We start from the raw sequence: 24,055 nt of genomic DNA on the forward strand, positions 1-24,055 counted from the left end.
GGTTGCGGGGGAGCGCATCAACTGAACGGCCAGAGCCCCGGTCCCCGCGACCGGGGCTCTGGCGTCGGCAGGCAGAATGGACTCGTGGAGATCAAGGACCTGTCGGGCAGCCTGCTCGTCGCGACCCCCCAGATCCAGGAGGGCGTGTTCTGTCGCAGCGTCGTGCTGGTCCTCCACCACGACGAGGAGGGCGCCCAGGGCGTCGTGCTCAACCGGCCCATGGACGCCCGCGTCGACGCGGTGCTGCCCGACTGGCAGGCCCACGCCACCGCGCCCTCGGTGCTCTTCGAGGGCGGCCCGGTCGGTCTCGACAGTGCGCTCGGCCTCGTCACCGTCCCCGGCGACGTCGAGCCGCTCGGGGTGAAGCGGTTGTTCCGCGGGCTCGGTCTCGTCGACCTCGACACCCCGCCCGCGATCGTGGTCCCCGAGGTGGCCGGCCTGCGGATCTTCGCCGGGTATGCCGGGTGGTCGCCGGGGCAGCTCGAGGACGAGGTCCGCTCGGGGAGCTGGTACGTCGTGGAGTCCGAGGGCCGCGACGCGTTCGACGCAGACCCGGAGCAGCTGTGGGCCCGGGTGCTGCGGCGCCAGCGCGACCACCTCGCCTTTGTGGCGACCTTCCCGACCGACCCCGAGATGAACTGACCCCTTCCTCCCGTTCGGTCGGTAGCCCCCTGTTGGAAGTGAAACGCCCGGATATCCGGAGCTTGTGGCACCGAATCGCGGCTGAACCACGCGGCATACACTCGGGGGATGAGCGAGCCCCAGATCCCCCTGGACGACCCGCTGGCCCCTGAGGCCCAGCCCTCCCAGCCCTCCACCACGACCGCCGTGCTCGAGCGCGAGCAGGTCGAGGAGCAGCTGCAGGAGCCCGGCGACCACGAGCGGTTCTCGCACTACGTGCGCAAGGAGAAGATCCTCGAGAGCGCCCTGTCCGGCGACCCCGTCGTCGCGCTCTGCGGCAAGGTGTGGGTGCCCGGCCGCGACCCGAAGAAGTTCCCGGTCTGCCCGACGTGCAAGGAGATCTACGAAGGCCTGCGGGCACCCCAGGACGGCGGCGAGTAGCCGCATCGGTGCAGGTGGGCGCCTCAAACGTCCGCCGAGGCACAGGGGTCTCATTTTCTCCGAAAGCCTGAACGAGTCTTTACCTGCGCCTGCCTCTCCTGACCCGGGGCCAGGGCATCGGGCTCCTAGCGTGCGAGGTCGAGCCACCCACCGAACCCGGAGGGAGGCACCTCGAAAGGACGCCCATGAAGCTTCGCTCTCGAATCGCACTCTCCTCCCTGATGCTGGGAGCCGTCGCCCTCGGACTCGGCCAGGGCACCGCGACCGCCCAGCCGATGGCCGGTGAGGCCACGGTGGCCGCGGACTGCGCGACCCACACCGACGCCGTCAACACCGCACGGTCGGCCAAGGGTGGCAACCGCGTCGACCCGCACGAGTTCAGCCAGGCCCAGGTCGACCGCATGGAGGCCGCCTACCGCACCGCCGCGGCTGCCAAGGGCCTGGCCCCCATGGCCAGTGGCAAGCTGGGCCACACCAGCAGCAGGAAGCCGGGGCCGACGACGCCCGCCTTCGCCGCGACCACGGTCAGCGTCTACTGGCACGTGATCACCAACGGCACGAGCGGCAAGCTGACGACGACGCAGATCCAGAGCCAGCTGAACGTCCTCAACAACGCCTACGCCTCGTCGGGCTTCTCGTTCACCCTCGCCGGCACGGAGACCACGACGAACAGCGACTGGTACAGCATCGCCTTCCCCGCCAGCGGACAGGAGCCGAGCGACGCCAAGGCCATGAAGACCGCCCTCCACAAGGGCACCAAGGCCGCGCTGAACATCTACTCGACGACGTTCTCCGACGGCACGCTGGGCTACGCGCAGTTCCCGTCCACGAACAACACCACGCTCGACGGTGTCGTCATCGACTACCGCAGCATCCCCGGGGGCAGCCTGTCGCCGTACAACCAGGGCGACACCGCGACCCACGAGGTGGGCCACTGGGTCGGGCTCTACCACACCTTCCAGGGCGGCTGCTCGGGCGGCGACTTGGTGAGCGACACCCCGGCCGAGGCCTCTCCGGCGTTCGGGTGCCCGACCGGTCGGGACACCTGCTCCGCCACCGGCCTCGACCCGATCAAGAACTTCATGGACTACACGGACGACTCGTGCATGAACACCTTCTCGGCCGGGCAGACCACCCGCATGCAGAACCAGTGGGTGACCTACCGCGGCTGACAGCCAGCTGACAGCGCGGTAGGCAGGTGAGGGCAGCGGCCCTCGCGGCCTAGCACACGACCGAGGCCCCGGCGGAGACGCCGGGGCCTCGGCATGTCGTTTTGCGACAACGGATAACGTGGCCGGTCCCATGAGTACCGCAGCCGCCTCGCACCTTTCACCAGCCTTCCCGGAGCGGGCGGCGTGGGGGACGGCCGACAAGCTGCGCGCCTGGCAGCAGGCCGCGCTCACGGCATACCTGCGCGCCGACCCACGGGACTTCCTCGCGGTCGCCACGCCCGGCGCCGGGAAGACCACCTACGCGCTGCGCCTGGCCACCGAGCTGCTCGGCCGGGGCACCATCTCGGCCGTGACGATCGTCGCGCCCACCGAGCACCTCAAGACGCAGTGGGCCGAGGCGGCCGCGCGGGTCGGCATCCACATCGACCCCAGGTTCTCCAACTCCTCGGCCCGGCACTCCAGCGAGTACGACGGGGTCGCACTGACCTACGCCCAGGTGGCGAGCAAGCCCGCACTGCACCGGACCCGCACCGAGTCGGTGCCGACCCTCGTGATCCTCGACGAGATCCACCACGGCGGCGACGCCCTGTCGTGGGGCGACGCGATCCGTGAGGCGTTCGAGCCGGCCACCCGCCGGCTCGCCCTCACCGGCACGCCGTTCCGCTCCGACACCTCGCCCATCCCGTTCGTCACCTACGCGCAGGATGCCGACGGCATCCGCCGCTCGTCGGCCGACTACACCTACGGGTATGCCGAGGCGTTGCGTGACGGGGTCGTGCGGCCCGTGCTGTTCCTCGCCTACGGCGGCGCCATGCGCTGGCGCACCAAGGCCGGCGACGAGATCGCGGCCCGGCTGGGGGAGCTGCTGACCAAGGACTCGATGGCGCAGGCCTGGCGCACCGCGCTGGACCCCAAGGGGGAGTGGATCCCCTCCGTCCTCGCCGCCGCCGACAAGCGCCTGACCGAGGTGCGGCGCGGCGTGCCCGACGCCGGTGGCCTCGTGATCGCCTCGAACCAGACCGCGGCGCGCGCGTACGCCAAGACCCTCGAGGCCATCACCGGGGAGAAGCCCACCCTGGTGCTCTCCGACGACGCGGGCTCGTCGTCGCGGATCGAGGAGTACGCGGCGAGCGAGTCGCGCTGGATGGTCGCCGTGCGGATGGTGTCCGAGGGTGTCGACGTGCCCCGGCTCTGTGTCGGCGTCTATGCGACCTCGACGTCCACCCCGCTGTTCTTCGCCCAGGCAGTCGGGCGCTTCGTCCGCGCGCGTCGGCGCGGCGAGACGGCCTCGGTCTTCCTGCCGTCCGTGCCTGTCATCCTCGAGCACGCGGCCCGGCTCGAGGACGAGCGCGACCACGCGCTCGACCGGGTCAGCAAGGACGACAGCGCGGCGTCCATGTGGGCCGAGGAGGACGCCCTCCTCGACGCCGCCAACCGCACCGCACGCACGCCCGACATCGACCAGCTGGCCTTCGAGGCGCTGGAGTCCGACGCGGAGTTCGACCATGTGCTCTTCGACGCGAAGCAGTTCGGGCTCAACGCCGTCACCGGGTCGGAGGAGGAGCAGGAGTACCTCGGTCTGCCGGGGCTGCTCGAGCCGGACCAGATGGCGGTGCTGCTCCACGAGCGCCAGACCGCCCAGAGCACCCGTCGCCCCCGCAAGGTGGAGCAGCCGGTCTCGGCGCACCGGGCCCTGGCGGCCCAGCGCCAGGAGCTCAACAAGCTGGTCGCCGCCTACGCGCGCAAGAAGGGCACCCCGCACGGAGTCATCCACAACGAGCTGCGGCGGGCCTGCGGTGGGCCCGCCCTCGACGAGGCCACCTCGGAGCAGGTCGTCGCACGGGTCGAGAAGATCCGGGCCTGGTTCGTCGGCCGGCGCTGATCGCGTCGCCGTCGGGCCCCTCTCGGTTCGATGTAAACGCGCCGGGAGTCCCCGGCGGGTTTACCTCGAACCGGCGCGTGTTCCGGGGGACGCGAGCCGGGTCAGGTGACATGCTGCGGTCATGGACGACCTGGCTGACAGCATCTGGAACCGCGCGGCACTCGAGGCCGGTGGCTCCAACCCGGGCGAGGGTGACAAGGCGCTCGCCGCTGCCCTGCGCCTGCACAGCTCGGCGATGGCGGACGGCGTCCTCGATGCCGTGCAGAGCATGACGGACGAGGAGCTGGACGCGGCCGAGGCGGGCTACCGCTGGCTGCACGTGCCGGCGGCCTCGGAGGCGATCGCGGCGGTGCGTCGCGCGATCGCCGACGGAGCCCTCGACGACCCGACCAGCGCGAGTGCCCTCGACCTGTCGTCCGACGACCACTACGACGAGGCGATCGAGGACGACGCCGCGCTGGACAGTGCGTTCCGCGCCCGGCTGAGCACCGACCCCGACGCCTTCTCCGCGGTCTAGGCGGCATCACCGCCGGAGGGCTAGCGTGGCCGGCAACGGCGACGCCCGGCCGCCGAGGACGGAGCAGGACATGGCCAACCACGTGTACTCCATCTCGGAGGTCGTCGGCACCTCACCCGACGGCATCGAGGCCGCGGTCGGCAACGCCGTCACCCAGGCCGCCAAGACGGTGCGCAACCTGGACTGGTTCGAGGTGCAGAGCGTCCGTGGACAGATCGCGGACGGAGCGGTCGCGCACTGGCAGGTGACGGTCAAGCTCGGCTTCCGGCTCGACGACTGAGTCAGGAGCGAGCCGTCGATGCCGCGCGGACCAGGGGGAGGGTGCGCAGCGGGATGCGGGTGGCCAGCGAGATCGCCGTGTTCGCCCGGATGACGTGCTCGTCGTCGACGACCGCGTCGATGACCCGCTGCAGGTCGGCGTTGTCGCGCGCGACGATGTGGATGAACAGGTCACCCGAGCCAGTGATGGTGTGCGCCTCCAGCACCTCGGGGATGCCGGAGAGGTGGTCGACCACGGGGGTGTGACCGCGGCCCTGGCGGATCTCGAGCGTGCAGAACGCCGACACCGGGTAGCCCATCGCCGCGGCGTCGAGCTGCGGCGCCCAGGACCGGATCACCCCGTGCTGGACCAGCCGGTCGAGCCGAGCCTGCACCGTGCCGCGGGCCACGCCGAGCTCGCGTGACGCGCCGAGCACCCCGATCTGGGGCTGCTCGCTGAACAGGGTGATCAGCCGGCCGTCGAGCTCGTCGAGGTTCATGGGCACATTGTCCACTGTCCGGCCGGGTATGACCAACAGTCTGCGCAGAGTGTGCAGCCCAACGGGGCGCGGTTGCACACCGTGGCCCCAGCCCGGCACCCTGCACGCATGACCACTCACGCCACGGACACTGCCCTGGACCTGACGCCGCAGGAGCGCGAGGCCAACCTCAACATCGAGCAGCTCAAGCAGCTCGTCGGCCTCGTCGAGTACGACGAGAGCAAGGACCCGTTCCCGGTCACCGGCTGGGACTCGATCGTCTTCGTCGTCGGCAACGCGAGCCAGACCGCGCACTACTACCAGTCCGCGTGGGGCATGGAGCTGGTCGCCTACAGCGGCCCCGAGAACGGCCAGCGCGACCACAAGTCGTTCGTCCTCAAGTCGGGCTCGATCCGCTTCGTCATCAACGGCGCGGTCAGCCCCGACAGCCCGCTGATCGCCCACCACGCCAAGCACGGTGACGGTGTGGTCGACATCTCGCTCGAGGTGCCCGACGTCGACAAGTGCGTGGCGCAGGCCAAGCGCGCCGGCGCCCGCGTGGTCCGCGAGGCCGAGGACGTCACCGACGAGCACGGCACGGTGCGGATCGCCTCGATCGCGACCTACGGCGAGACGGTGCACACCCTCGTCGACCGCTCGCGCTACGACGGCCCCTACCTGCCGGGCTACGTCGCGAGGACGTCCACCTGGGTCAAGCGCGAGGGTTCGCCCAAGCGCCTCTTCCAGGCCCTCGACCACATCGTCGGCAACGTCGAGCTCGGCAAGATGGACGAGTGGGTGACCTTCTACAACAAGGTCATGGGCTTCGTGAACATGGCCGAGTTCATCGGCGACGACATCGCCACCGACTACTCCGCGCTGATGTCCAAGGTCGTGGCGAACGGCAACCACCGGGTCAAGTTCCCGCTCAACGAGCCGGCCATCGCCAAGCGCAAGAGCCAGATCGACGAGTACCTGGAGTTCTACAACGGTCCCGGTGCCCAGCACCTCGCCCTGGCGACGAACGACATCCTGCGCACCGTCGACGAGCTGCGCGCGAACGGCGTCGAGTTCCTCGACACCCCCGACTCCTACTACGAGGACGAGGAGCTGCGCGCCCGCATCGGCGAGGTGCGGGCCCCGATCGAAGAGCTGCAGAAGCGCAAGATCCTCGTCGACCGTGACGAGGACGGCTACCTCCTGCAGATCTTCACCAAGCCCCTCGGCGACCGCCCGACGGTGTTCTTCGAGATCATCGAGCGGCACGGCTCCCTCGGCTTCGGCAAGGGCAACTTCAAGGCGCTCTTCGAGGCCATCGAGCGCGAGCAGGACGCGCGCGGCAACCTCTGAGCCGCACCGCACGACAGGGGGTATGCCGGGTGGTGACCACCCGGCACACCTGCCCCTGCCGTGGCCGGGGCACCGACCTGCGGTGGGCGTGGGAGGAAGGCTCCTGCGCGCGTGAGAGGCTTGCGGCATGAGCACGCCCACGACTCCCGGCTGGTACGACGACCCCGAGGACGACAGCCAGCTGCGGTACTTCGACGGCGTGGTCTGGAGCAAGCACACGACGCCCCGCTCGACGCGGCCCGCGACAGGGGTGGCGCAGCCCGGCCAGCAGCAGTTCCCGGGACAGGGCCACCCACCGCAGTACCCGGGCCAGGGCGGGACCCAGGCGCCGTCGCCGAGCCCGGTGCCGGGCCAGGCACCGGCGCAGCCGCCGGCGACCGGTGGCTGGTCGGCCCCACCGACACCCCAGCCGGGACAGCAGAACCCGCAGTTCCCCGGGTCGCCGCAGGGCGGCTGGAACGCCCCGACCTACGGCGGCGTGCAGCGGGTGGCCACCACCCCTGACGGCCAGCCGCTCGCGAGCTACTGGCAGCGGGTCGGCGCGTTCATCCTCGACGGCATCATCCAGTTCGTGCTGATGCTGGTGCTCGGTGGCTGGTTCCTGTTCAAGGGCTTCGAGCCCGTGTGGGACGAGCTGGTCACGGCCATGGACTCCGGGGACCCGGGCGCCTTCGACCGGATCACCGCCGACAACGTCAACTTCGGTTACATCCTGGCGTTCGGCGTCATCGCTGCCGTCATCACCTTCGGGTACGCCGTGTTCTTCCTCAGCCGCACCGGCGCCACGCCCGGCAAGGCCGCGGTCGGCATCAGCGTGCGGCTGCGCGACCGGCCCGGCGTGCTGTCCGTCGGCGATGCGGCCAAGCGCACGTCACTGCAGGCCGGGCTCAGCCTGCTGGGCAACATCCCGTTGCTCGGCAACCTGTTCTCGCTCGTGGCCCTGGTCGACCTCCTGTGGCCGGCCTGGGACGAGCGCAGGCAGGCCCTGCACGACAAGCTCGCGCGGACGAACGTCGTGGTGGGGAAGCAGCCCAGGGGCTAGGCCGCCGGGTCAGCGGGACGGCAGGATCGTGCCGCTGACCTCGCCCAGCTCGAGGCGCGCACCGTCGGTGCCGGTGGCCCACGCGCGCAGCACGACCGTGTCGCCGTCCTCGAGGAAGGTCCGCTCGCTGCGGTCCTCGAGCTGCACCGGTTCGGTGCCGTTCCACGAGAGCTCGAGGAAGCTCCCACGGGTCTCCTTCGCGGCGCCCGAGATGGTGCCCGAGCCGAACAGGTCACCGCTGCGGATCGAGGCGCCGTTGACGGACAGGTGCGCCAGCATCTGGGCCGGCGACCAGTAGATGTCGCGGAACTCCGGCCGGGCGACGACGGTGCCGTTCCAGTCCACCTCGAGGTGCAGGTCGAGCCCGAACACCGCGTCGGCCCCACCACGCAGGTAGGGGAGCGGCTCGGGGTCCTGGCCGGGCAGCGGGACATGGGCCGACGCCAGGGCCGCCATCGGGGTGACCCAGGCGCTGATCGAGGTCCCGAACGACTTGCCCAGGAAGGGCCCGAGCGGCACGTACTCCCAGGCCTGGAGGTCGCGGGCGCTCCAGTCGTTGAGCAGGACGACACCGAAGAGGTGCTGCTCCGCGGCGAGGCCGACGTCGACCGGCTCGCCGAGCGTCGTGCCGCCGCCCACCACGAAGCCCAGCTCGGCCTCGATGTCGAGCTTGCGGCTCGGCCCGAAGGTCGGTGCCGGGTCGCTCGGGGCCTTGCGCTGGCCCTGCGGCCGGACGAGGTCGGTGCCGGAGACGACGACCGTCCCGGAGCGACCGTGGTAGCCGATCGGCAGGTGCTTCCAGTTCGGGGTCAGTGGCTCGGAGTCGGGGCGGAAGATGCGACCGACGTTCGTGGCGTGGTGCTCGCTTGCGTAGAAGTCGACGTAGTCGGCGACCTCGATCGGCAGGTGCAGGGTGACGTCGGCGAGCGGCACCAGGTGCGGCCGGACGCCCTCCGCGTGGACGTCGTCGGTGAGGATCTCGACCAGCCACGCGCGGGCGACCGCCCAGGCCTCGTGGCCCAGGTCGAGGAAGGCGTTGAGGCTGGGCTGCTCCCACGCGGCCGTCAGGTCGGGGCCGTCGCCCACGCCCACGGCGTCCCGCCCGATCCGGGCGACCTCGCTGGCGTCGAGCACCCAGTCGCCGATCCGCACGCCGACCCGGGGCGTGGTGCGCGAGGTCGAGAAGACGCCGTAGGGGAGGTGGGCGACCCCGAACGGGTGGCCGGCGGGGAGGTCGAGCCAGGACTGTGCGGGCACCGTGGCGGTGACCGGCGTGGAGGGGGAGGACACGTCAGGCTCCTTGGATGAGGCCGAGGGTGGTCAGCTCGCCGAGCGGGTCGGTGACCTCGCAGCAGCCGTAGGCCGTGAAGAAGGCCCGCACGATCGCCGCGTCGGCGGCGCTCATGCGGGTGACCTGGGGGACGAGGACGGCCGGGTCGCGCTCGGCCAGCAGGGGCACCAGCTCGTCGACCTCCTCGCCGTTGAGCGCCCAGCGGACCGCCGCCAGGACGTTGAGCAGCCCGTGCTGCTCCTGGTCGTCGTGGGTGCCGCGGACGACGTGGTGCAGCCCGCCGGTCAGCTTGAAGCCGAGGTCGTGGTCGATGGCGGTGCGGACGAAGGTCGCGAGCTCGGCCTCGTCGGGCCAGGCCCAGGTCTCGGTCGCGCCCGTGCGGAACTTTGCTTGCAGGACAACGGAATCGGAGGCGTCGGCGGCGATGTCGGCGACGGCTGTCTCCTGCTCGGAGCCGCGCGGCACCTCGAGGGTGCGGGGGAGCCCACCGAAGTCCGTGGCCCGCCAGTCCGGGGTCCAGCCGAGCTCCACCCCCGCGACCTCGACGCCGGGAATCCGGCGCAGCAGCGCCACCGCGTCGGCCACCTCGGAGGCCGGGGTGCCGGGCCGGCCGATGACCCCGACAGCCAGTGCTGCCCCGTCGAGCAGGCCGGTGAGGTCGGGGGCAGCCGAGGCGGGGACGAGCAGCGGACCGACGCACGCGGCATACCGGCTCGCGCGGTGGATGCGGTGGAGCCGCACGGCCTCCGCGAGCGGTGCGTTGCCCGGGGGGAAGACGGCGGCGTCGTCGACGAGGCCGGCGAACAGGGCCGGCTCGGCCGGGCGGTCGGCCACGGCATCCGACAGCGAGGTCATGGCGGTGAGGCTACCGGGCAGCCCACGGTGTCGGGATGGCGGTCGGTCGTGCAATGCTCGCCCCAACCGGACGAGGGACCACCGGACGAGAGAGTGAGCGATGGCGTTCTACCAGCACCAGGGCAACATCCCGCCGAAGCGGCACACCCAGCACCGCCGGCCGGCCGGCCGAGGCAAGCAGGGCGAGCTCTACTACGAGGAGCTGATGGGGGAGGAGGGCTTCTCCTCCGACTCCTCGCTGCTCTACCACCGCAACATCCCCTCGACCGTCGCGGGCGCGCGGGAGTGGGTGATCGGCGACCTGTCGACGACGCCGAACCACCCGCTGATGCCCAGGCACCTCAAGCTGCACGACCTCTTCGAGGCCAAGGACGTGAAGAACACCGACGTCGTGACCGGCCGTCGCCTCGTCCTCGGCAACGGCGACGTGCGCATCTCGTATGCCGTGGCCGGAGCTCCCAGCCCGTGGTACCGCAACGGGATCGGCGACGAGTGCGTGTACGTCGAGCGCGGGAGGGCGCGGGTCGAGACGGTGTTCGGGGCCTTCGACGTGGCCGAGGGCGACTACCTGGTCATCCCGCGGGCCACCACGCACCGGTGGATCCCCAAGCGCTCGGCCAAGGAGCCGCTGCGGACCTACTGCATCGAGGCGAACTCCCACATCGCCCCGCCCAAGCGCTACCTGTCCAAGTACGGCCAGCTGCTCGAGCACGCGCCTTACTGCGAGCGCGACCTGCGCGCACCGGCCGGCCCGCTGCTCGCCGAGGACGTCGGCGCGGAGCCGGGCGACGAGACCGAGGTCTACATCAAGCACCGCGGGAACGGACCGGGCGGGATCGTCGGCACCGTGCACACCCTGCCGTTCCACCCGCTCGACGTCGTGGGCTGGGACGGGTGCCTGTACCCCTATGCGTTCAACGTGCGCGACTACGAGCCGATCACCGGCCGGGTGCACCAGCCGCCGCCGGTGCACCAGGTCTTCGAGGGCTGGAACTTCGTGATCTGCAACTTCGTCCCCCGCAAGGTCGACTACCACCCGCTGTCGATCCCGGTGCCCTACTACCACTCCAACGTCGACAGCGACGAGATCATGTTCTACGTCGACGGGGACTACGAGGCCCGCAAGGGCTCGGGCATCGGCAAGGGCTCGATCTCGGTGCACCCGGGCGGTCATGCCCACGGGCCGCAGCCCGGGGCGTCGGAGGCGTCGATCGGCGTCGAGTACTTCGACGAGCTGGCCGTCATGGTCGACACCTTCCGCCCGCTCGAGCTCGGTGAGGGTGGTCGGGCCGTCGACGACGGGAAGTACGCCTGGTCGTGGAGCCGCGGTCGCACCGGCGACGGTGCCACGGGGGACGGCTCCGACTACAGCATCGGCTGACCAGCATCGGCTGACCGGCAGACTTTGCCAGTTCGGCATGGTCTGTCGTGTCATGCCCGGGTTAGGCTGAAAGACCCGCCCCGTCGACGACGACGAGGCTCGCGCACCCGGGAGCCGCCCCCGCTCCCGGCCACTTGTCGTTGGAGGCAATCGTGACGTCCGCCCGCCCCGCCGTCCAGGACCTCGTCCAGCACGAGACGAGCCGTCGCGAGATGCTCGCGCTCGCGGTCGTCGGAGGGGCCGGAGCGGCCTTCTTCGCCAGTGCCCCGCGGGCCGACGCGGTGCCCGAAGCCGGCCGGCCGACGGCGAAGACGCCGCCCACCTTCCGGCTGACCGTGCTGGGCACCACCGACACCCACGGCAACGCGCTGAACTGGGACTACTTCAAGGACGTCGAGTACGACGACTCGGCGCACAACGACATCGGCCTGGCCAAGATCGCCACCCTGGTCAGCGCTGTCCGGGCCGAGCGCGGCGCCCAGAACACCCTCCTGCTCGACGCGGGCGACACGATCCAGGGCACCCCGCTGGCCTACTACTACGCCAAGGTCGACCCGATCACGGGCGGGTCGAAGCACCCGATGGCCAAGGCCATGAACGCGATCGGCTACGACGCGGCCGCCCTGGGCAACCACGAGTTCAACTACGGGCTCGACACCCTGCGTGCCTTCGAGTCGCAGTGCAGCTTCCCGCTGCTCAGCGCCAACTCGGTCGACTGGACCAGCGGCGCCCCGATCTTCAAGCCCTACGTGATCCGCACCTTCCAGGTCCGGGGGAGCAAGCCGGTCAAGGTCGGCATCCTCGGCCTCGTGACGCCCGGCGTCGCCATCTGGGACAAGGCCAACGTCGAGGGACTGGTGAAGTTCCCGGGCATCGTCGAGCAGGCAAAGGTGATGGTCCCGCGGCTGAAGCAGGCCGGGTGCGACCTCGTCATCGTCTCGTGCCACTCGGGCTCCAAGCCGGGCTCGTCGTACGGCGACGCGCTGCCGTTCCCGGAGAACGCGTCCCGCCAGCTCGCGGAAGAGGTTGCGGGTGTCGACGCGGTCCTCGTGGGGCACGCCCACGAGGAGGTCGTCGAGCTGCTCGTGCCGAGCAAGGTCACGCCCGGCAAGAAGGTGCTGCTGACCGAGCCGCTCAAGTGGGGGATGCGGCTGTCCGTCATGGACTTCGTCCTCGAGTTCAGCAAGGGCCGCTGGCACCTGACCAGCTCTCGTGCGACGCTCCTCGACGCGAAGACGGTCCCGGAGGACCCCGAGGTGGCCGCCCTCGTGCTCGAGGACCACGCCATCGTGCGCACCTACGTCAACTCCGTCATCGGCACCTGCACCGTGGCCATGTCGGCGGCGACGGCCCGGTTCGAGGACACCGCCGCGATCGACTTCATCAACCACGTGCAGGCCGACGCCGTGAAGGCGGCGCTGGCCGGCACCCCCGACGAGTCGCTGCCGGTACTGTCGATCGCCGCGCCCTTCAACCGCGATGCCGCGATCCCCGCGGGCAATGTCACCGTGCGCGACGTCGCGGGACTGTACATCTACGACAACACGCTCCTGGGCATCCGCTTCACCGGCGCGCAGGTCAAGGCCTACCTCGAGTACTCCGCCGCCTACTTCAAGACCGTCACCGGCACCGGACCCTTCGCCCCCGACGCCGTGACCGGTGCCATCAGCCCGACGACCGGCAGCCCCATCCCGGACTACAACTACGACATCATGGGCGGCCTCGACGCCTCCCTGGCCTACGACATCGACATCGCCCAGCCGGTGGGCCAGCGGATCGCCAACCTCACCTACGCCGGGCAACCGATCGACCCGGCAGCGGGGTTCGTCATCGCCATCAACAACTACCGCCAGTCCGGTGGTGGCGGCTTCCCCGGCGTGACCACGGCTCCGGTCCTCTACAACGCGCAGGTCGAGATCCGGCAGCTCCTCATCGACTGGGCCACCGACCAGGGCGTGATCGACCCGACCACCTTCACCACGTACGACTGGAGGCTCGTCTCGAACGGCCAGCCCGTCGTCGTCGAGGGAGCCGCCGAGGGCGGCCGCCACTAGGTCGGCCGTCGCCCGGCCTGGTCAGTCATCGGCCGGTCGTCGGCCGTTCGGGTCAGTCGTCGGCCGGTCGGGTCAGGTCGTGGTCGGGTTGTGGTCAGGTCGTGGTCAGCCGGTAGCCGCGCTTGACCACGGTCTTCACCATTCCCTTGTGCCCCACGGCTTCGCGGAGCCGGGCGATGGCCACCTCGGCCGCGTGCGGGTCGGTCGAGTCCCCGGGGAGGACCGACAGCACCTGGGCTCGGGTGACCACCTCGCCCCCGGCGTCGGCCAGCACGCGCAGCACCTCGAGGCCGCTGGGTGACACGGGGAGGACGTGGTCGTCGAGCAGCGCGACGGTGCGCCGGACCTGGAGTCGTCCGGCGGTCGTCTGGACCGCGGAGGTCTGGGCCTGCTCGTAGTGGTTGACGAGGGTGCGGACGAGGGCACCGAGCCGTCCGCGGTCGGGGACGATCGGTTGGATGCCCCTCTCCTGCAACGGCTTTGCCGTCACCGGACCGACGGCGGCCACCACCATGCTGCCGCTGCAGGTGCGCGCCACGATCTCGGCGCCGACGCCTTGGGCGTCCATCTCGGCGAGCCAGGCCGCTGCGCCGGGGGCGGAGGTGAAGACGGCCGCGTCGATCTCGCCGTCGGCCGCGGCAAGGACGGACAGCTTGAGGGCCACCGGGTCGGGGGGCGGGCCCCAGCGGTAGACGACGAGGCTGCGGACCTGCGCCCCGGCGGCGGCCAGCTCGGTGTCGAGCCCGTCGGCCCCGGCGCCGTGGTGCTGCACCGCGACCACCTGGTCGGCGACGCCTTCGGCCAGCAGCAGGTCGAGGATCTCCGCGCTCGTCTCCGACTCGGCCACCCAGTCCGCCTGCAGCCCGGCGGCCTGGATCGCCCCGTTGGCCTTGGGGCCACGCGCGATGATCCGCGCCCGGGAGAGCACCTGCACGAGCTGGTCGGCCAGACCGGCGGCGTCGGCCGCCTCCACCCACCCCCGGAACCCGATGCCCGTCGTGATGACCACGATGTCGGGTGGGGCCTCGAGGAGCTCCCGGGTGTGGGCCAACAGCTCGTCGTCGTGCTCGTGGGGCACGATGCTCAGGGCCGGGGCGTGCCGCACGGTGGCGCCGCGCCGGGTCAGCGCCGAGGCCAGCTCTCCGGACCGGCGGTCGGCGGTCACCAGCACGACGCAGCCGGTCATGACCTGGCCCAGGCGGGTGCTCACGGCGGCGCCGCCAGGAATCCCTCGGCTGCCACGGCGCCCACGACGACGACCGCCGGGGCACGCACCTGCCGGGCGGCGCAGGTCGCGGCGATGGTCGACAGGGTGCCCCGGGTGACCCGCTGCGTGTCGAGGCTGGCGTCCTCGATGACCGCCACCGGCACCTGCTCGGACGCCCCGGCCGAGAGCAGGCGGGCGACGTGGTCGGCCAGCAGGCTGATGCCCATCAGGACCACGAGGGTCGCCTCACCCCGCACCACCGCCCCGACAGCGGTGTCGTCGAGCCGGCCGTGGCCGTGGGCGACGTGCACGGCGGCGACCGTGCCCCGGTGGGTGACGGGGATGCCGGCCGCCGCCGGAGCCGCCAGGGCCGAGCTCACTCCGGGCACGACCTCGACCGGTATGCCGTGGGCCGCCAGGGCGAGCTCCTCCTCGCCCCCGCGGCCGAAGAGGAAGGGGTCGCCACCCTTGAGGCGCACGACCAGCCGACCTCGCTGGGCGTGGTCGACCAGGATCCGGTTGATCTCGTCCTGCGTGACGGCGTGCAGGCCGGGCGTCTTGCCGACGTCGACGACCTCGACGTCGCGCGGCAGGTCCGCCAGGACGCTGGTCGGGCCGAGCCGGTCGGTGACCACCACGTCCGCCTCGGACAGCAGCCGACGGGCCCGCAGGGTCATCAGGTCGGGCGCTCCGGGGCCGCCGCCGACGAGCACGACCCGCCCCCGGCCCCCTTCCCGGCGACGTCGGGCGCGCAGGTCCAGGTCGCCGGACTGCAGGGTCCACTCGAGCCGGTCGCGCACCGCGGCGGCCCGGCGCGGGTCGGGGTGGCCGGTCGACACCACCCCGACGAGCAGGTCGGCGTGCTCGGTGGTGGCCGGTGTGCGGGCGGTCCCCAGCTCGGCGTCGCTGGCGCACACGCTCCAGATGCGGGCGGCGGTGGCCCACTGCGAGACCCGGGCGTTCACGCCCGGGTCGTCGGTGGCGGCGTGGACCAGCCAGGTGTCGGCGAGGTCCCTCTCCTCGACCTCGCGGTCGACCCACTCGACAGTGCCGTCGGCGACCGCGTCGAACAGGTCCTCACACAGCTGCGGGGCGACCACCGTGACCAGGGCTCCGTCCCGGGCCAGGGCGTTGGCGCGGCGGGCGGCCACCGGTCCACCGCCGGCCACGACCACGCGCCGCCCGGTGACGTCCAGGCCGACCAGGGTCGTCATGTCGCACCGCCGGGGGGACCAGGGGCGGGCAGGCCGACGCTGACGACTCCGTCGACGACGGTCACGGCATACGACTGCAACGGCTTCGGCTCCTTGCCCACGGCGTCCAGGCACTCGCCGGTGCGCAGGTCGAAGACCTGCTTGTACATCGGCGACGCGACGGTGGGCACGTCTCCCCGGCTCCCCACGATCCCTCGGGACATGACGTTCGCGGCGCTGTAGGGGTCGAGCTGCTGCACGGCATACACCTGGTCGTCGTGCGTGCGGAACAGCGCGACCTGCACGCCGTCGAGCAAGGCGGCGGCTCCGCGCTCCGGGGACAGGTCGGCCAGCACGCACACCTCGTGCCACGTCAGGGCCGCCGCGGCTGCCACCTCGGCGCTGACCTCCACGCTCATCGCCGCACCTCCAGGGTCGTCCCGGCGATCAGGACGCCCGAGTCGGCCCGCTCGGACTCGGTGGCCGGACGCGGCTGCCCGCGCTCGCTGACGTAGGCGAGGGTGTCGTCGGGCTGGTCCGGGGCGTTGACGAAGGACCCGAAGCGCCGCAGGGTCTCGGGGTCGTCGAGGGCGGCGGCCCACTCGTCCTCGTAGCCGTCGACGTGACCAGCCATCGCGAGGTCGAGGTCGGCACCGATCCCGAGCGAGTCGTCGAGCACGACCGCCCGGATGGCGTCGAGGCCACCCTCGTGGTCCTCCACCCAGGCCGCGGTCCGCTGGAGGCGGTCGGCGGTGCGGACGTAGTACATGAGGAAGCGGTCGATGGTGCGCACCAGGGTCTCGGTGTCGAGGTCCTCGGCCAGGAGCTGGGCGTGCCGCGGCGTGAAGCCGCCGTTGCCACCCACGTAGAGGTTCCAGCCCTGGTCCGTCGCGATGACCCCGACGTCCTTGCCGCGCGCCTCGGCGCACTCGCGGGCGCAGCCCGACACCCCGAGCTTGAGCTTGTGGGGCGACCGGAGCCCGCGGTAGCGCAGTTCCAACGCGATGGCCAGGCCCACGGAGTCCTGCACGCCGTAGCGGCACCACGTCGAGCCGACGCACGACTTCACCGTGCGCAGCGACTTCCCGTAGGCGTGGCCCGACTCGAACCCCGCGTCCACGAGCCGCTTCCAGATCTTCGGCAGCTGCTCGATCCGGGCCCCGAACAGGTCGATCCGCTGGCCACCGGTGATCTTCGTGTAGAGCCCGAAGTCCTTGGCGACCTCGCCGATGGCGATCAGCCCCTCGGGGGTGACCTCACCGCCGGGGATGCGCGGGACGACGGAGTACGAGCCGTCCTTCTGCAGGTTGGCCATCACGTGGTCGTTGGTGTCCTGCAACGACGCCCGCTCGCCCTCGAGGATGTGACCGGTGCCGAGCGAGGCGAGGATCGAGCCGATCACCGGCTTGCAGATGTCGCAGCCACGGCCGGTGCCGTGCTTGGCGATGATCTCGCTGAACGTCGTCAGCCCCTGCACCCGCACGACGTCGAAGAGCTGGGCGCGGGACAGCTCGAAGTGCTCGCACAGCGCGCTGCTGACCTCGATGCCGGACTTCTCCAGCTCGGTCGTGACCAGGCGCTTCACGAGGGGGAGGCAGGAGCCGCAGCTCGTGCCGGCGCGGGTGCACGCCTTCACCCCGGCGAGGTCGGTGCACCCCGCGTCGGTCACCGAGCAGCGGATGGCGCCGGCGGTGACGTTGTTGCAGGAGCAGACCGCCGCGTCGTCCGGGAGGTCGCCAGCGGGAGCCGGCGCGGCCCCCTCGGGGAGCAGGTATGCCGCGGGGTCGCCACCGAGCGCGCGGCCGACCATGGGGCGCAGGGCGGCGTAGGCGCTGGCGTCGCCGACGAGGATGCCGCCGCGCAGGGTGCGGGCGTCGTCGGACATCACGAGCTTCTTGTAGACGCCGGCGACGGGGTCGGAGATGACCACCTCGAGCCCACCGGGCTCCGCGGCGAAGGCATCACCGAACGACGCGACGTCGACGCCCAGCAGCTTCAGCTTGGTGGACAGGTCGGCCCCCGGGAAGGTGCCCTCCCCGCCCAGGAGCCGGTCGGCCACGATCTCGGCCATGGTGTAGCCGGGGGCGACCAGGCCGAGGGTGCGGCCACCGATGCACGCGACCTCGCCCACCGCCCAGACGGCCGGGTCACTCGTGGCGCAGGTGTCGTCGACGACGACGCCGCCGCGCTCCCCGACCTCGAGACCGGACTCGCGGGCGAGCTCGTCGCGCGGACGGACCCCGACGGCGAAGACGACCACGTCGACGTCGAGCGGGGCACCCTCGGCGAACTCCATGCGCGAGACCCGGCCGAGCCGTCCCACGATCTTGGCGGTCGCCGTGCCGGTGCGGACGGTGACACCCAGCGCCTCGATCAGGCGCCGCAGCGCCTCGCCGCCACCCTCGTCGACCTGCAGGGGCATCAGGCGGGGCGCGAACTCGACGACGGTCGTGTGCACGTCGAGGGCGGTGAGCGCCCCGGCGGCTTCCAGCCCGAGCAGGCCGCCGCCGACCACGGCCCCGCGCAGCGGGCGGTCGACCTCGGTGCGCAGGTTCTCCACGTAGGAGCGCAGTCCCGCCACGTCGTCGATGGTGCGGTAGACGAACGCGCCGCGGAGGTCCTTGCCCGGGACCGGGGGCACGGCGGCATACGAACCGGTCGCCAGCACGAGGGAGTCGTAGGGCAGGACGCGGCCGTCGGAGGTGCTGACCGTGTGTCCGTCGCGGTCGACGGAGGTGGCGGCGACGCCGCGCCGCAGCGTCACCAGCGGGTCGTCCCACAGCTCCTGGCCACCGAGCGCCAGGTCGTCGGGGTCGCGACCGGTGAAGTAGGACGTCAGGGCAACCCGGTCGTAGGGGGCGCGCGGCTCCTCACAGAGCAGCGTCACCGCCCACTGGCCCGCCACGTCCCGGGAGCGCAGGGCGTCCACCAGCCGGCGCGCGACCATCCCGCCGCCGACGACGACGAGCTGGCGCGGAACCGTGGGCTGGACCATGGCGGCCACGTTAGGAGCCCGCCGTTTCGGTGCTGTGGATCATGTGTTTCCCCTTCGTTACGTGGTTCTCACCGGTGCCGGCGCCCTCGGGTGAGGTCGCGGGCGCCAGCCAGTCGAGGAGCGCGCAGACGTCGTCGTGGCACCCGCCGCAGCCGGTGGTGGCGCGGGTGGCGGCGGCGACCTCGGCGACGCTGGTCGCGCCGTCCCGGACGCACGCCGTGATGCCGGCCTTGGTCACGCCGTTGCACCGGCAGACCGCGGTGTCGTCGGCCAGGTCGGCGGGGGAGCTGGGGCCGAGGCCCTGGTGCGGGACGAGTGCCGGGAGCAGCAGGTATGCCGGGTCGGCCGGCACCGGCGTGCGCCGGGTGTACGTCGTGACCAGGTCGGCGGCGACGGCGCCGGCGCCCACACACGTGGCGCCGACCAGCTGACCGCCGGACACGACGACCTCGACGTGCCGGCCGACGTCGGGGTCGCTGAGGCGCAGGGTGCGCTGGGCCGGGTCGTCCGTCCGAGCCGAACCACACACGCCCATGGTCACGACGTCGAGGCCGTGGGCCTTGAGCCGCACCACGTCGCTGCCTGACGTCGACGACCGGCGAGCCAGGTCGGTGCTGACCGTGCGGGAGGGGTTCCCGGAGGTGCTGGAGTCGCGGCAGAGGTGGGCGGCGAGGCGTCGGGACTGCTCCCACCCCTGGGCCACCAGGCCGGTGCCGCCCTCAGGGGGCTGGGCGCAGTCGCCGATCGCGAAGATCCGGTGGTCGTCGGGGGAGCGGAGGTCGTCGTCGACCACGACCCCGCGATCCACGCCGAGCCCGGCGCTCGCTGCGAGCGTCGTGCTGGGCACGGTGCCGGTCGCGAGCACCAGGAGGTCCGTCGGCACCAGCTCGCCGTCGTCGAGCCGCAGTCCGGTGAGGCGGCCTCCGTCGACGACCGCGCTGGTGGCTCCGACGCCGACGCGCTGGTCGATACCGAGGCGTGCCATCGCGAGCTCGACCACCCGTCCTGCCTCGGCGTCGAGCTGACGCTCCATGAGCGTGCTCGCGGGGTGCACCACGGTGACGGCGACGCCGCGCCGGGCGAGACCGCAGGCCGCCTCCATCCCGAGCACGCCCGCACCGAGCACCACGGCGCGGGTGGCGTTGAGGGTGGCGGCCACGACCTCACGCGCGTCGTCGATGGTGCGCAGGGCGTGGACGCCGGCCGTCAGGTCGTCGCTGGGGAACGGGTCGTCGCGGTCCACCGGGGCGGCGCTGCGCAGGCCCGGCAGTGGGGGCACCCGGGCCGCCGAACCCGTGGCCAGCACGAGGCGGTCGTAACGCAGTCGGGCGCCGTCGGTGGTGACGACGACGCGGTCCTCGCGGTCGAGGTGGGAGACGGGTGCGCCGCGCAGCACCGTCAGCCGTGGACTGGTGGGGGTGGGGAGGGTGAGGGCCGAGAGGTCGTGCTTGCCGGCCACGACCTCGCTCAGCAGCACGCGGTTGTAGGGCTCGCAGGCCTCCGCCCCCACGACGGTGATGTCGTAGCGGCCACTGGTGTCGGCGGCCAGCAGGTCCTCGACGAACCGCGACCCGACCATGCCGTTCCCGACGACGACGAGGCGCGTCATGCCGGCACCCCCGCCGTCGGTCGGGCTGAGCCAGCGGACTGCACCCGCGCGGCGGTGACGTCCACGGCGCAGACCTTGAACTCGGGCATGCCCGAGACGGGGTCGGTCGCGTCCGTGGTGAGCCGGTTGACACTGCCGGTGCCGGCCCAGTGGAACGGCACGAACACCGTGTCGGGGCGGATCGAGTCGGTCACCCTGGCCGGGACGGCGAGCGAGCCCCGCGCCGTGGTCAGCCGCACCCGCTCACCGTCCGCGATGCCGATCCGCGCGGCCAGCAAGGGATGGACCTCGGCGAAGGCGCCCGGCACCGCGCCTGCGAGGGCCGGCACCCGCCGGGTCTGGGCGCCGGACTGGTAGTGCTGCAGGACCCGCCCGGTCACGAGGTAGAGGGGGGCGTCGGGGCGGAGGTCGTCAGCCGGCCCGAGGTGGTCGACCGCGACCATCCGGGCCCGCCCGTCCGGAGTCGGGAAGGACTCGGCGAACAGGCGTGGGGTGCCGGGGTGGTCGGGCTCCCCGTCGCCGGTGGCGGGGCACGGCCAGTGCAGCGCCTCGTCGCCGTCCAGCCGTGTGTGGCTGAGGCCGCTGTAGTCGGCCCGGCCGCCGCGGCTGGCCCGGGCGAGCTCGTCGAAGACCAGGCTGGGCTCGGTGTCCCAGGTGCCGGCGGCACCGAGCCGTGCGGCGAGCTGGGCCCAGACCCAGAGCTCGCTGCGCGCGCCCGCGGGGGGCTCGACGGCCTTGCGTCGCCGGATGATGCGACCCTCGAGGGAGGTCATGGTGCCCTCCTCCTCGGCCCACTGGGTGACGGGGAGGACCACGTCGGCCAGCAGCGCCGTCTCGGACGGGACGAAGTCGCAGACCACGAGCAGGTCGAGGGCCGCGAGCCGGTCGGCCACGCGGTGGACGTTCGGAGCGCTGACCAGGACGTTGGAGCCGTGCACCAGCAGGGCCCGCGGACCGTCGGCGGTGCCGAGGGAGGCCAGCAGCTCGACGGCGGGCATTCCCTTGCCGGGCAACGACTCCGGCGACACCCCCCAGACCGCGGCCACGTGGGCGCGCGCCGCGGGGTCGTCGATCATGCGGTAGCCGGGCAGCTGGTCGGCCTTCTGCCCGTGCTCGCGGCCACCTTGGCCGTTGCCCTGACCGGTCACCGCGCCGTACCCGCTGCCCACCCGGCCCGGGAGACCGAGCAGGAGCGACAGCGTGATGGCCGCCGAGACCGTGGCGGTGCCCTGCCGGGACTGCTCGACGCCTCGGCCGGTGAGCACGAAGGCACCCGTGCCGCCACGGGACGGGCTGGCTGCGGCGAGCAGCCGCGCCGTGTCGCGCAGGAGGTCGGCCGGGACGCCGCAGACCTGTTCGGCCCGCTCCGGCCACCACAGGGCCGAGCGACGCTTGACGTCCTCGAGCCCGTTCGTGCGTCGCTCCAGGTAGTCGGCGTCGACGAGGCCGTCGGTGAGGAGCACGTGCTGCAGCGCCAGGAGGACGACCAGGTCGGTGCCCGGCACCGGCTGGAGGTGCAGCCCCTGGCCGTCGGCCGCGAGGTCGGCGGTCGCGCTGCGGCGTGGGTCGACGACGACCAGCCCACCCCGACCGCGCACCCCGGCGAGGTGGGCGACCGACGGGGGCATGGTCTCGGCCAGGTTGCTCCCCAGCAGCAGGACGGCGTCGGCGCTGGCCAGGTCCGTCAGCGGGAACGGCAACCCCCGGTCCACGCCGAGTGACCGGTTGGCAGCGGCTGCGGCACTGCTCATGCAGAACCGTCCGTTGTAGTCGATGTTCGCGGTGCCGAGCGCCACCCGGGCGAACTTGCCCAGCTGGTAAGCCTTTTCATTGGTCAGCCCGCCACCGCCGAACACCGCGACGGCGTCCGGCCCGGAGTCCCGCCGGATCGCGAGCAGCCGGTCGGCCACGAGGTCGAGGGCGTCGTCCCAGCTCGAGGGGGCCAGCTCGCCGTCGACCCCCCGGACCAGGGGGCTGGTCAGGCGGTCAGGGCTGGTCAGGACCTCCGCGCTCGTCCAGCCCTTCTGGCAGAGCCCACCCCGGTTGGTGGGGAAGGCCCTGCCCTCGACGGTGACGCCGTTGGCACCGTCGAGTCCGGGGTTGGCCGTCAGGGTCTGGGCGCACTGCAGGGCGCAGTACGGGCAGTGGGTCGCGACACTGTCGGCCCGGACGGTGGAGGTGGAGGTCGTCGTCACGAAGGCTCAGATCGACTCGGCGGCGAGGGTGGAGCCCTTCCGGGCGTACACGGCATACGTGGTGATGGCCATGAGCAGGTAGGCGACCACGAACACCCACAGGGCCGGGACGAGCGAGCCGTAGTGGGCCTTGGCCATGGCGAACCCGCGGGGGATGAAGAAGCCTCCGTAGGCGCCCACGGCACCGGCGATGCCGATGCACCCGGCGGCGGTCTTGCGCGCGATGGGCAGGCGGTCGGCGCTGACCCCGGCCCGGAAGACCGCGGGGATCATCCGGTAGGTGGCGCCGTTGCCGATCCCGGCTCCGACGAAGAGCACCAGGAAGGAGCCGAAGAACACCACGAAGCTGTGGGACTTCAGGCCCTCGATGGCCCCGATCGCGCCGGCCATGAGGAGGGTGAAGGACGCGATCGTGACGCGGGCGCCGCCGAGCCGGTCGGCCACCATGCCACCGAGCGGGCGGGTCAGCGCCCCGATCAGGGCACCCAGGAACGCGATCGTCGTGGGCGTCTCGGGGAACTGGGTCTTGAGCAGGGTGGGGAAGGCCCCCGAGTAGCCGATGAACGACCCGAAGGTGCCGATGTAGAGGAACGAGATGATCCAGGTGTGCCGGTTGCGGGTGGCCGCCGCGAAGCTGCGGTAGTCAGCCTTGGCGCCGGTGAGGTTGTCCATGCCCTTCCAGGCCAGGACGGCCGCGATGATCGCCAGGGGGATGAACATCAACCCGGCTCGCTCGAGGTGCGTGCCGGCCCCGATGACGATGACGGCAGGCACGACCATCTGCACGAGGCCGGTGCCGAGGTTGCCGCCGGCGGCGTTGAGGCCCAGCGCCTTGCCCTTCTCGGCCTCGGGGAAGAAGAAGGAGATGTTGGTCATCGAGGAGGCGAAGTTGCCGCCGCCGAACCCGGCGAGGGCGGCGCAGGCGAGCAGGAGGCCGAACGACGACGACGGCTCCGTGACCACCCAGGCGAGGGCGGACGCCGGCAGGAGCAGCAGCAGGGCCGAGATGATGGTCCAGTTGCGGCCACCGAACAGCGGTACGGCGAAGGTGTAGGGGATCCGCACCGTCGCGCCCACCAGGCTCGGCACGGCGATGAGCCAGAACTGCTGGTCGAGGGTGAGGGTGAAGCCGGCGCCCGGGAGCAGTGGCACGACCACGCTCCACAGGGCCCAGACGCAGAAGCCGAGGAACTCGGCGAAGACGGACAGGGTCAGGTTGCGGCGGGCGATGGCGCGGCCGCCGCCGCGCCAGAAGGTGGGGTCCTCAGGATCCCAGTGGTCGATCCAGCGGCCGCTGCGGTGCGTGGGTGCGGCGGTGGTGGTGGACGACGAGGGCGGCGTGGTCGTGGTCGGCGACGTCGCGGTCGTGGGTTCGGGGCTCAGGTTCGTGGTCACGCAGTCAGCGTGGCAAGACCGTGTTTCCCGACCCGACGGCTGCCGTAAAGGCTCCGTAACCATTGCCGCACAGGTGGTTCCGGGTGGCTGTGAGAACAGCGACCCCGCCTCGACCTCT

General features: G+C 72.1%; 20 protein-coding genes. 10 read left to right on the forward strand and 10 right to left on the reverse strand.

Features of this window, described 5'->3' with window-relative positions:
• Positions 1 to 90: 90 nt before the first annotated feature.
• The 6 genes from ASG95_RS06890 (at position 91) to ASG95_RS06915 (ending at position 4,913) form a co-directional block, all read left to right on the forward strand.
• A complete protein-coding gene (locus tag ASG95_RS06890; RefSeq protein ID WP_056923838.1) occupies positions 91 to 642 on the forward strand; it encodes a YqgE/AlgH family protein in 552 nt (183 codons plus the stop codon).
• Positions 643 to 750: 108 nt separating this feature from the next.
• A complete protein-coding gene (locus ASG95_RS06895; RefSeq protein WP_056923710.1) occupies positions 751 to 1,062 on the forward strand; it encodes a DUF3039 domain-containing protein in 312 nt (103 codons plus the stop codon).
• 185 nt (positions 1,063 to 1,247) lie between these two features.
• On the forward strand, positions 1,248 to 2,234 hold the full coding sequence (locus ASG95_RS06900; RefSeq protein ID WP_056923709.1) for a zinc metalloprotease: 987 nt from the start codon (positions 1,248 to 1,250) through the stop codon (positions 2,232 to 2,234).
• 130 nt (positions 2,235 to 2,364) lie between these two features.
• Entirely contained in the window at positions 2,365 to 4,116 is a 1,752-nt protein-coding gene (locus ASG95_RS06905; protein WP_057376984.1) for a DEAD/DEAH box helicase, read from the forward strand.
• 121 nt (positions 4,117 to 4,237) lie between these two features.
• Entirely contained in the window at positions 4,238 to 4,633 is a 396-nt protein-coding gene (locus tag ASG95_RS06910) for a hypothetical protein (RefSeq protein WP_057376985.1), read from the forward strand.
• 70 nt (positions 4,634 to 4,703) lie between these two features.
• Positions 4,704 to 4,913: a dodecin gene (locus tag ASG95_RS06915; RefSeq protein WP_056923837.1), complete on the forward strand. Its 210-nt coding sequence runs from the start codon at positions 4,704 to 4,706 to the stop codon at positions 4,911 to 4,913.
• 1 nt (position 4,914) lies between these two features.
• On the opposite strand, the gene ASG95_RS06920 is transcribed toward ASG95_RS06915, so the two are convergent.
• Positions 4,915 to 5,391, reverse strand: a complete 477-nt coding sequence (locus ASG95_RS06920) for an Lrp/AsnC family transcriptional regulator (protein ID WP_057376986.1) — start codon at positions 5,389 to 5,391, stop codon at positions 4,915 to 4,917.
• 108 nt (positions 5,392 to 5,499) lie between these two features.
• Here ASG95_RS06920 and hppD point away from each other — a divergent pair, with 108 nt between their 5' ends.
• Positions 5,500 to 6,720, forward strand: coding sequence for a 4-hydroxyphenylpyruvate dioxygenase (hppD, locus tag ASG95_RS06925; RefSeq protein WP_057376987.1), 1,221 nt, complete (start codon positions 5,500 to 5,502; stop codon positions 6,718 to 6,720).
• A 127-nt stretch (positions 6,721 to 6,847) separates the two neighbouring features.
• Entirely contained in the window at positions 6,848 to 7,762 is a 915-nt protein-coding gene (locus tag ASG95_RS06930; RefSeq protein WP_057376988.1) for an RDD family protein, read from the forward strand.
• Positions 7,763 to 7,771: 9 nt separating this feature from the next.
• Here ASG95_RS06930 and fahA read toward each other — a convergent pair whose 3' ends face one another.
• Complete coding sequence (gene fahA, locus ASG95_RS06935) at positions 7,772 to 9,052, reverse strand: fumarylacetoacetase (RefSeq protein ID WP_235543532.1); 1,281 nt, start codon at positions 9,050 to 9,052, stop codon at positions 7,772 to 7,774.
• A 1-nt stretch (position 9,053) separates the two neighbouring features.
• Entirely contained in the window at positions 9,054 to 9,908 is an 855-nt protein-coding gene (locus ASG95_RS06940) for a hypothetical protein (protein WP_157581779.1), read from the reverse strand.
• Positions 9,909 to 10,008: 100 nt separating this feature from the next.
• On the opposite strand from ASG95_RS06940, the gene ASG95_RS06945 reads away from it, so the two are divergent.
• On the forward strand, positions 10,009 to 11,289 hold the full coding sequence (locus tag ASG95_RS06945; protein WP_057376989.1) for a homogentisate 1,2-dioxygenase: 1,281 nt from the start codon (positions 10,009 to 10,011) through the stop codon (positions 11,287 to 11,289).
• Positions 11,290 to 11,441: 152 nt separating this feature from the next.
• Positions 11,442 to 13,343 carry a bifunctional UDP-sugar hydrolase/5'-nucleotidase gene (locus tag ASG95_RS06950; protein WP_235543534.1) on the forward strand — a complete coding sequence of 634 codons (1,902 nt, stop codon included), beginning with the start codon at positions 11,442 to 11,444 and terminating at the stop codon, positions 13,341 to 13,343.
• A gap of 94 nt (positions 13,344 to 13,437) precedes the next feature.
• Here ASG95_RS06950 and ASG95_RS06955 read toward each other — a convergent pair whose 3' ends face one another.
• The 7 genes from ASG95_RS06955 to ASG95_RS06985 are packed head-to-tail and all read right to left on the reverse strand — an operon-like array spanning position 13,438 to position 23,937.
• A complete protein-coding gene (locus ASG95_RS06955) occupies positions 13,438 to 14,529 on the reverse strand; it encodes a uroporphyrinogen-III synthase (RefSeq protein WP_057378784.1) in 1,092 nt (363 codons plus the stop codon).
• Positions 14,530 to 14,549: 20 nt separating this feature from the next.
• A complete protein-coding gene (cobA, locus tag ASG95_RS06960; RefSeq protein WP_057376990.1) occupies positions 14,550 to 15,764 on the reverse strand; it encodes a uroporphyrinogen-III C-methyltransferase in 1,215 nt (404 codons plus the stop codon).
• Entirely contained in the window at positions 15,761 to 16,162 is a 402-nt protein-coding gene (nirD, locus tag ASG95_RS06965) for a nitrite reductase small subunit NirD (RefSeq protein WP_056923701.1), read from the reverse strand. The genes cobA and nirD overlap by 4 nt, the downstream gene beginning before the upstream one ends.
• Positions 16,159 to 18,738, reverse strand: a complete 2,580-nt coding sequence (nirB, locus tag ASG95_RS06970) for a nitrite reductase large subunit NirB (protein WP_056923832.1) — start codon at positions 18,736 to 18,738, stop codon at positions 16,159 to 16,161. The genes nirD and nirB overlap by 4 nt, the downstream gene beginning before the upstream one ends.
• A gap of 10 nt (positions 18,739 to 18,748) precedes the next feature.
• Positions 18,749 to 20,347 (reverse strand): FAD-dependent oxidoreductase, encoded by a 1,599-nt coding sequence (locus tag ASG95_RS06975; RefSeq protein WP_082592403.1) that lies wholly within the window; start codon positions 20,345 to 20,347, stop codon positions 18,749 to 18,751.
• Positions 20,344 to 22,542, reverse strand: coding sequence for a molybdopterin oxidoreductase family protein (locus ASG95_RS06980; RefSeq protein ID WP_057376991.1), 2,199 nt, complete (start codon positions 22,540 to 22,542; stop codon positions 20,344 to 20,346). Before ASG95_RS06980 ends, ASG95_RS06975 begins: the two co-directional genes overlap by 4 nt.
• Positions 22,543 to 22,548: 6 nt before the next feature.
• Entirely contained in the window at positions 22,549 to 23,937 is a 1,389-nt protein-coding gene (locus ASG95_RS06985) for an MFS transporter (protein ID WP_056923699.1), read from the reverse strand.
• Positions 23,938 to 24,055: the final 118 nt, after the last annotated feature.

This window comes from Phycicoccus sp. Soil803, from assembly GCF_001429685.1.
Taxonomy (GTDB): Bacteria; Actinomycetota; Actinomycetes; order Actinomycetales; family Dermatophilaceae; genus Pedococcus.

What these genes read in the sequence shown, in the direction of transcription:
- ASG95_RS06895 (WP_056923710.1), top strand. Translation starts at nt 751, where the DNA reads ATGAGCGAGCCCCAGATCCCCCTGGACGACCCGCTGGCCCCTGAGGCC.
- ASG95_RS06900 (WP_056923709.1), top strand. Translation starts at nt 1,248, where the DNA reads ATGAAGCTTCGCTCTCGAATCGCACTCTCCTCCCTGATGCTGGGAGCC.
- ASG95_RS06905 (WP_057376984.1), top strand. Translation starts at nt 2,365, where the DNA reads ATGAGTACCGCAGCCGCCTCGCACCTTTCACCAGCCTTCCCGGAGCGG.
- ASG95_RS06910 (WP_057376985.1), top strand. Translation starts at nt 4,238, where the DNA reads ATGGACGACCTGGCTGACAGCATCTGGAACCGCGCGGCACTCGAGGCC.
- ASG95_RS06915 (WP_056923837.1), top strand. Translation starts at nt 4,704, where the DNA reads ATGGCCAACCACGTGTACTCCATCTCGGAGGTCGTCGGCACCTCACCC.
- ASG95_RS06920 (WP_057376986.1), bottom strand. Translation starts at nt 5,391, where the DNA reads ATGAACCTCGACGAGCTCGACGGCCGGCTGATCACCCTGTTCAGCGAG.
- hppD (WP_057376987.1), top strand. Translation starts at nt 5,500, where the DNA reads ATGACCACTCACGCCACGGACACTGCCCTGGACCTGACGCCGCAGGAG.
- ASG95_RS06930 (WP_057376988.1), top strand. Translation starts at nt 6,848, where the DNA reads ATGAGCACGCCCACGACTCCCGGCTGGTACGACGACCCCGAGGACGAC.
- ASG95_RS06940 (WP_157581779.1), bottom strand. Translation starts at nt 9,908, where the DNA reads ATGACCTCGCTGTCGGATGCCGTGGCCGACCGCCCGGCCGAGCCGGCC.
- ASG95_RS06945 (WP_057376989.1), top strand. Translation starts at nt 10,009, where the DNA reads ATGGCGTTCTACCAGCACCAGGGCAACATCCCGCCGAAGCGGCACACC.
- ASG95_RS06955 (WP_057378784.1), bottom strand. Translation starts at nt 14,529, where the DNA reads ATGACCGGCTGCGTCGTGCTGGTGACCGCCGACCGCCGGTCCGGAGAG.
- cobA (WP_057376990.1), bottom strand. Translation starts at nt 15,764, where the DNA reads ATGACGACCCTGGTCGGCCTGGACGTCACCGGGCGGCGCGTGGTCGTG.
- nirD (WP_056923701.1), bottom strand. Translation starts at nt 16,162, where the DNA reads ATGAGCGTGGAGGTCAGCGCCGAGGTGGCAGCCGCGGCGGCCCTGACG.
- nirB (WP_056923832.1), bottom strand. Translation starts at nt 18,738, where the DNA reads ATGGTCCAGCCCACGGTTCCGCGCCAGCTCGTCGTCGTCGGCGGCGGG.
- ASG95_RS06975 (WP_082592403.1), bottom strand. Translation starts at nt 20,347, where the DNA reads ATGACGCGCCTCGTCGTCGTCGGGAACGGCATGGTCGGGTCGCGGTTC.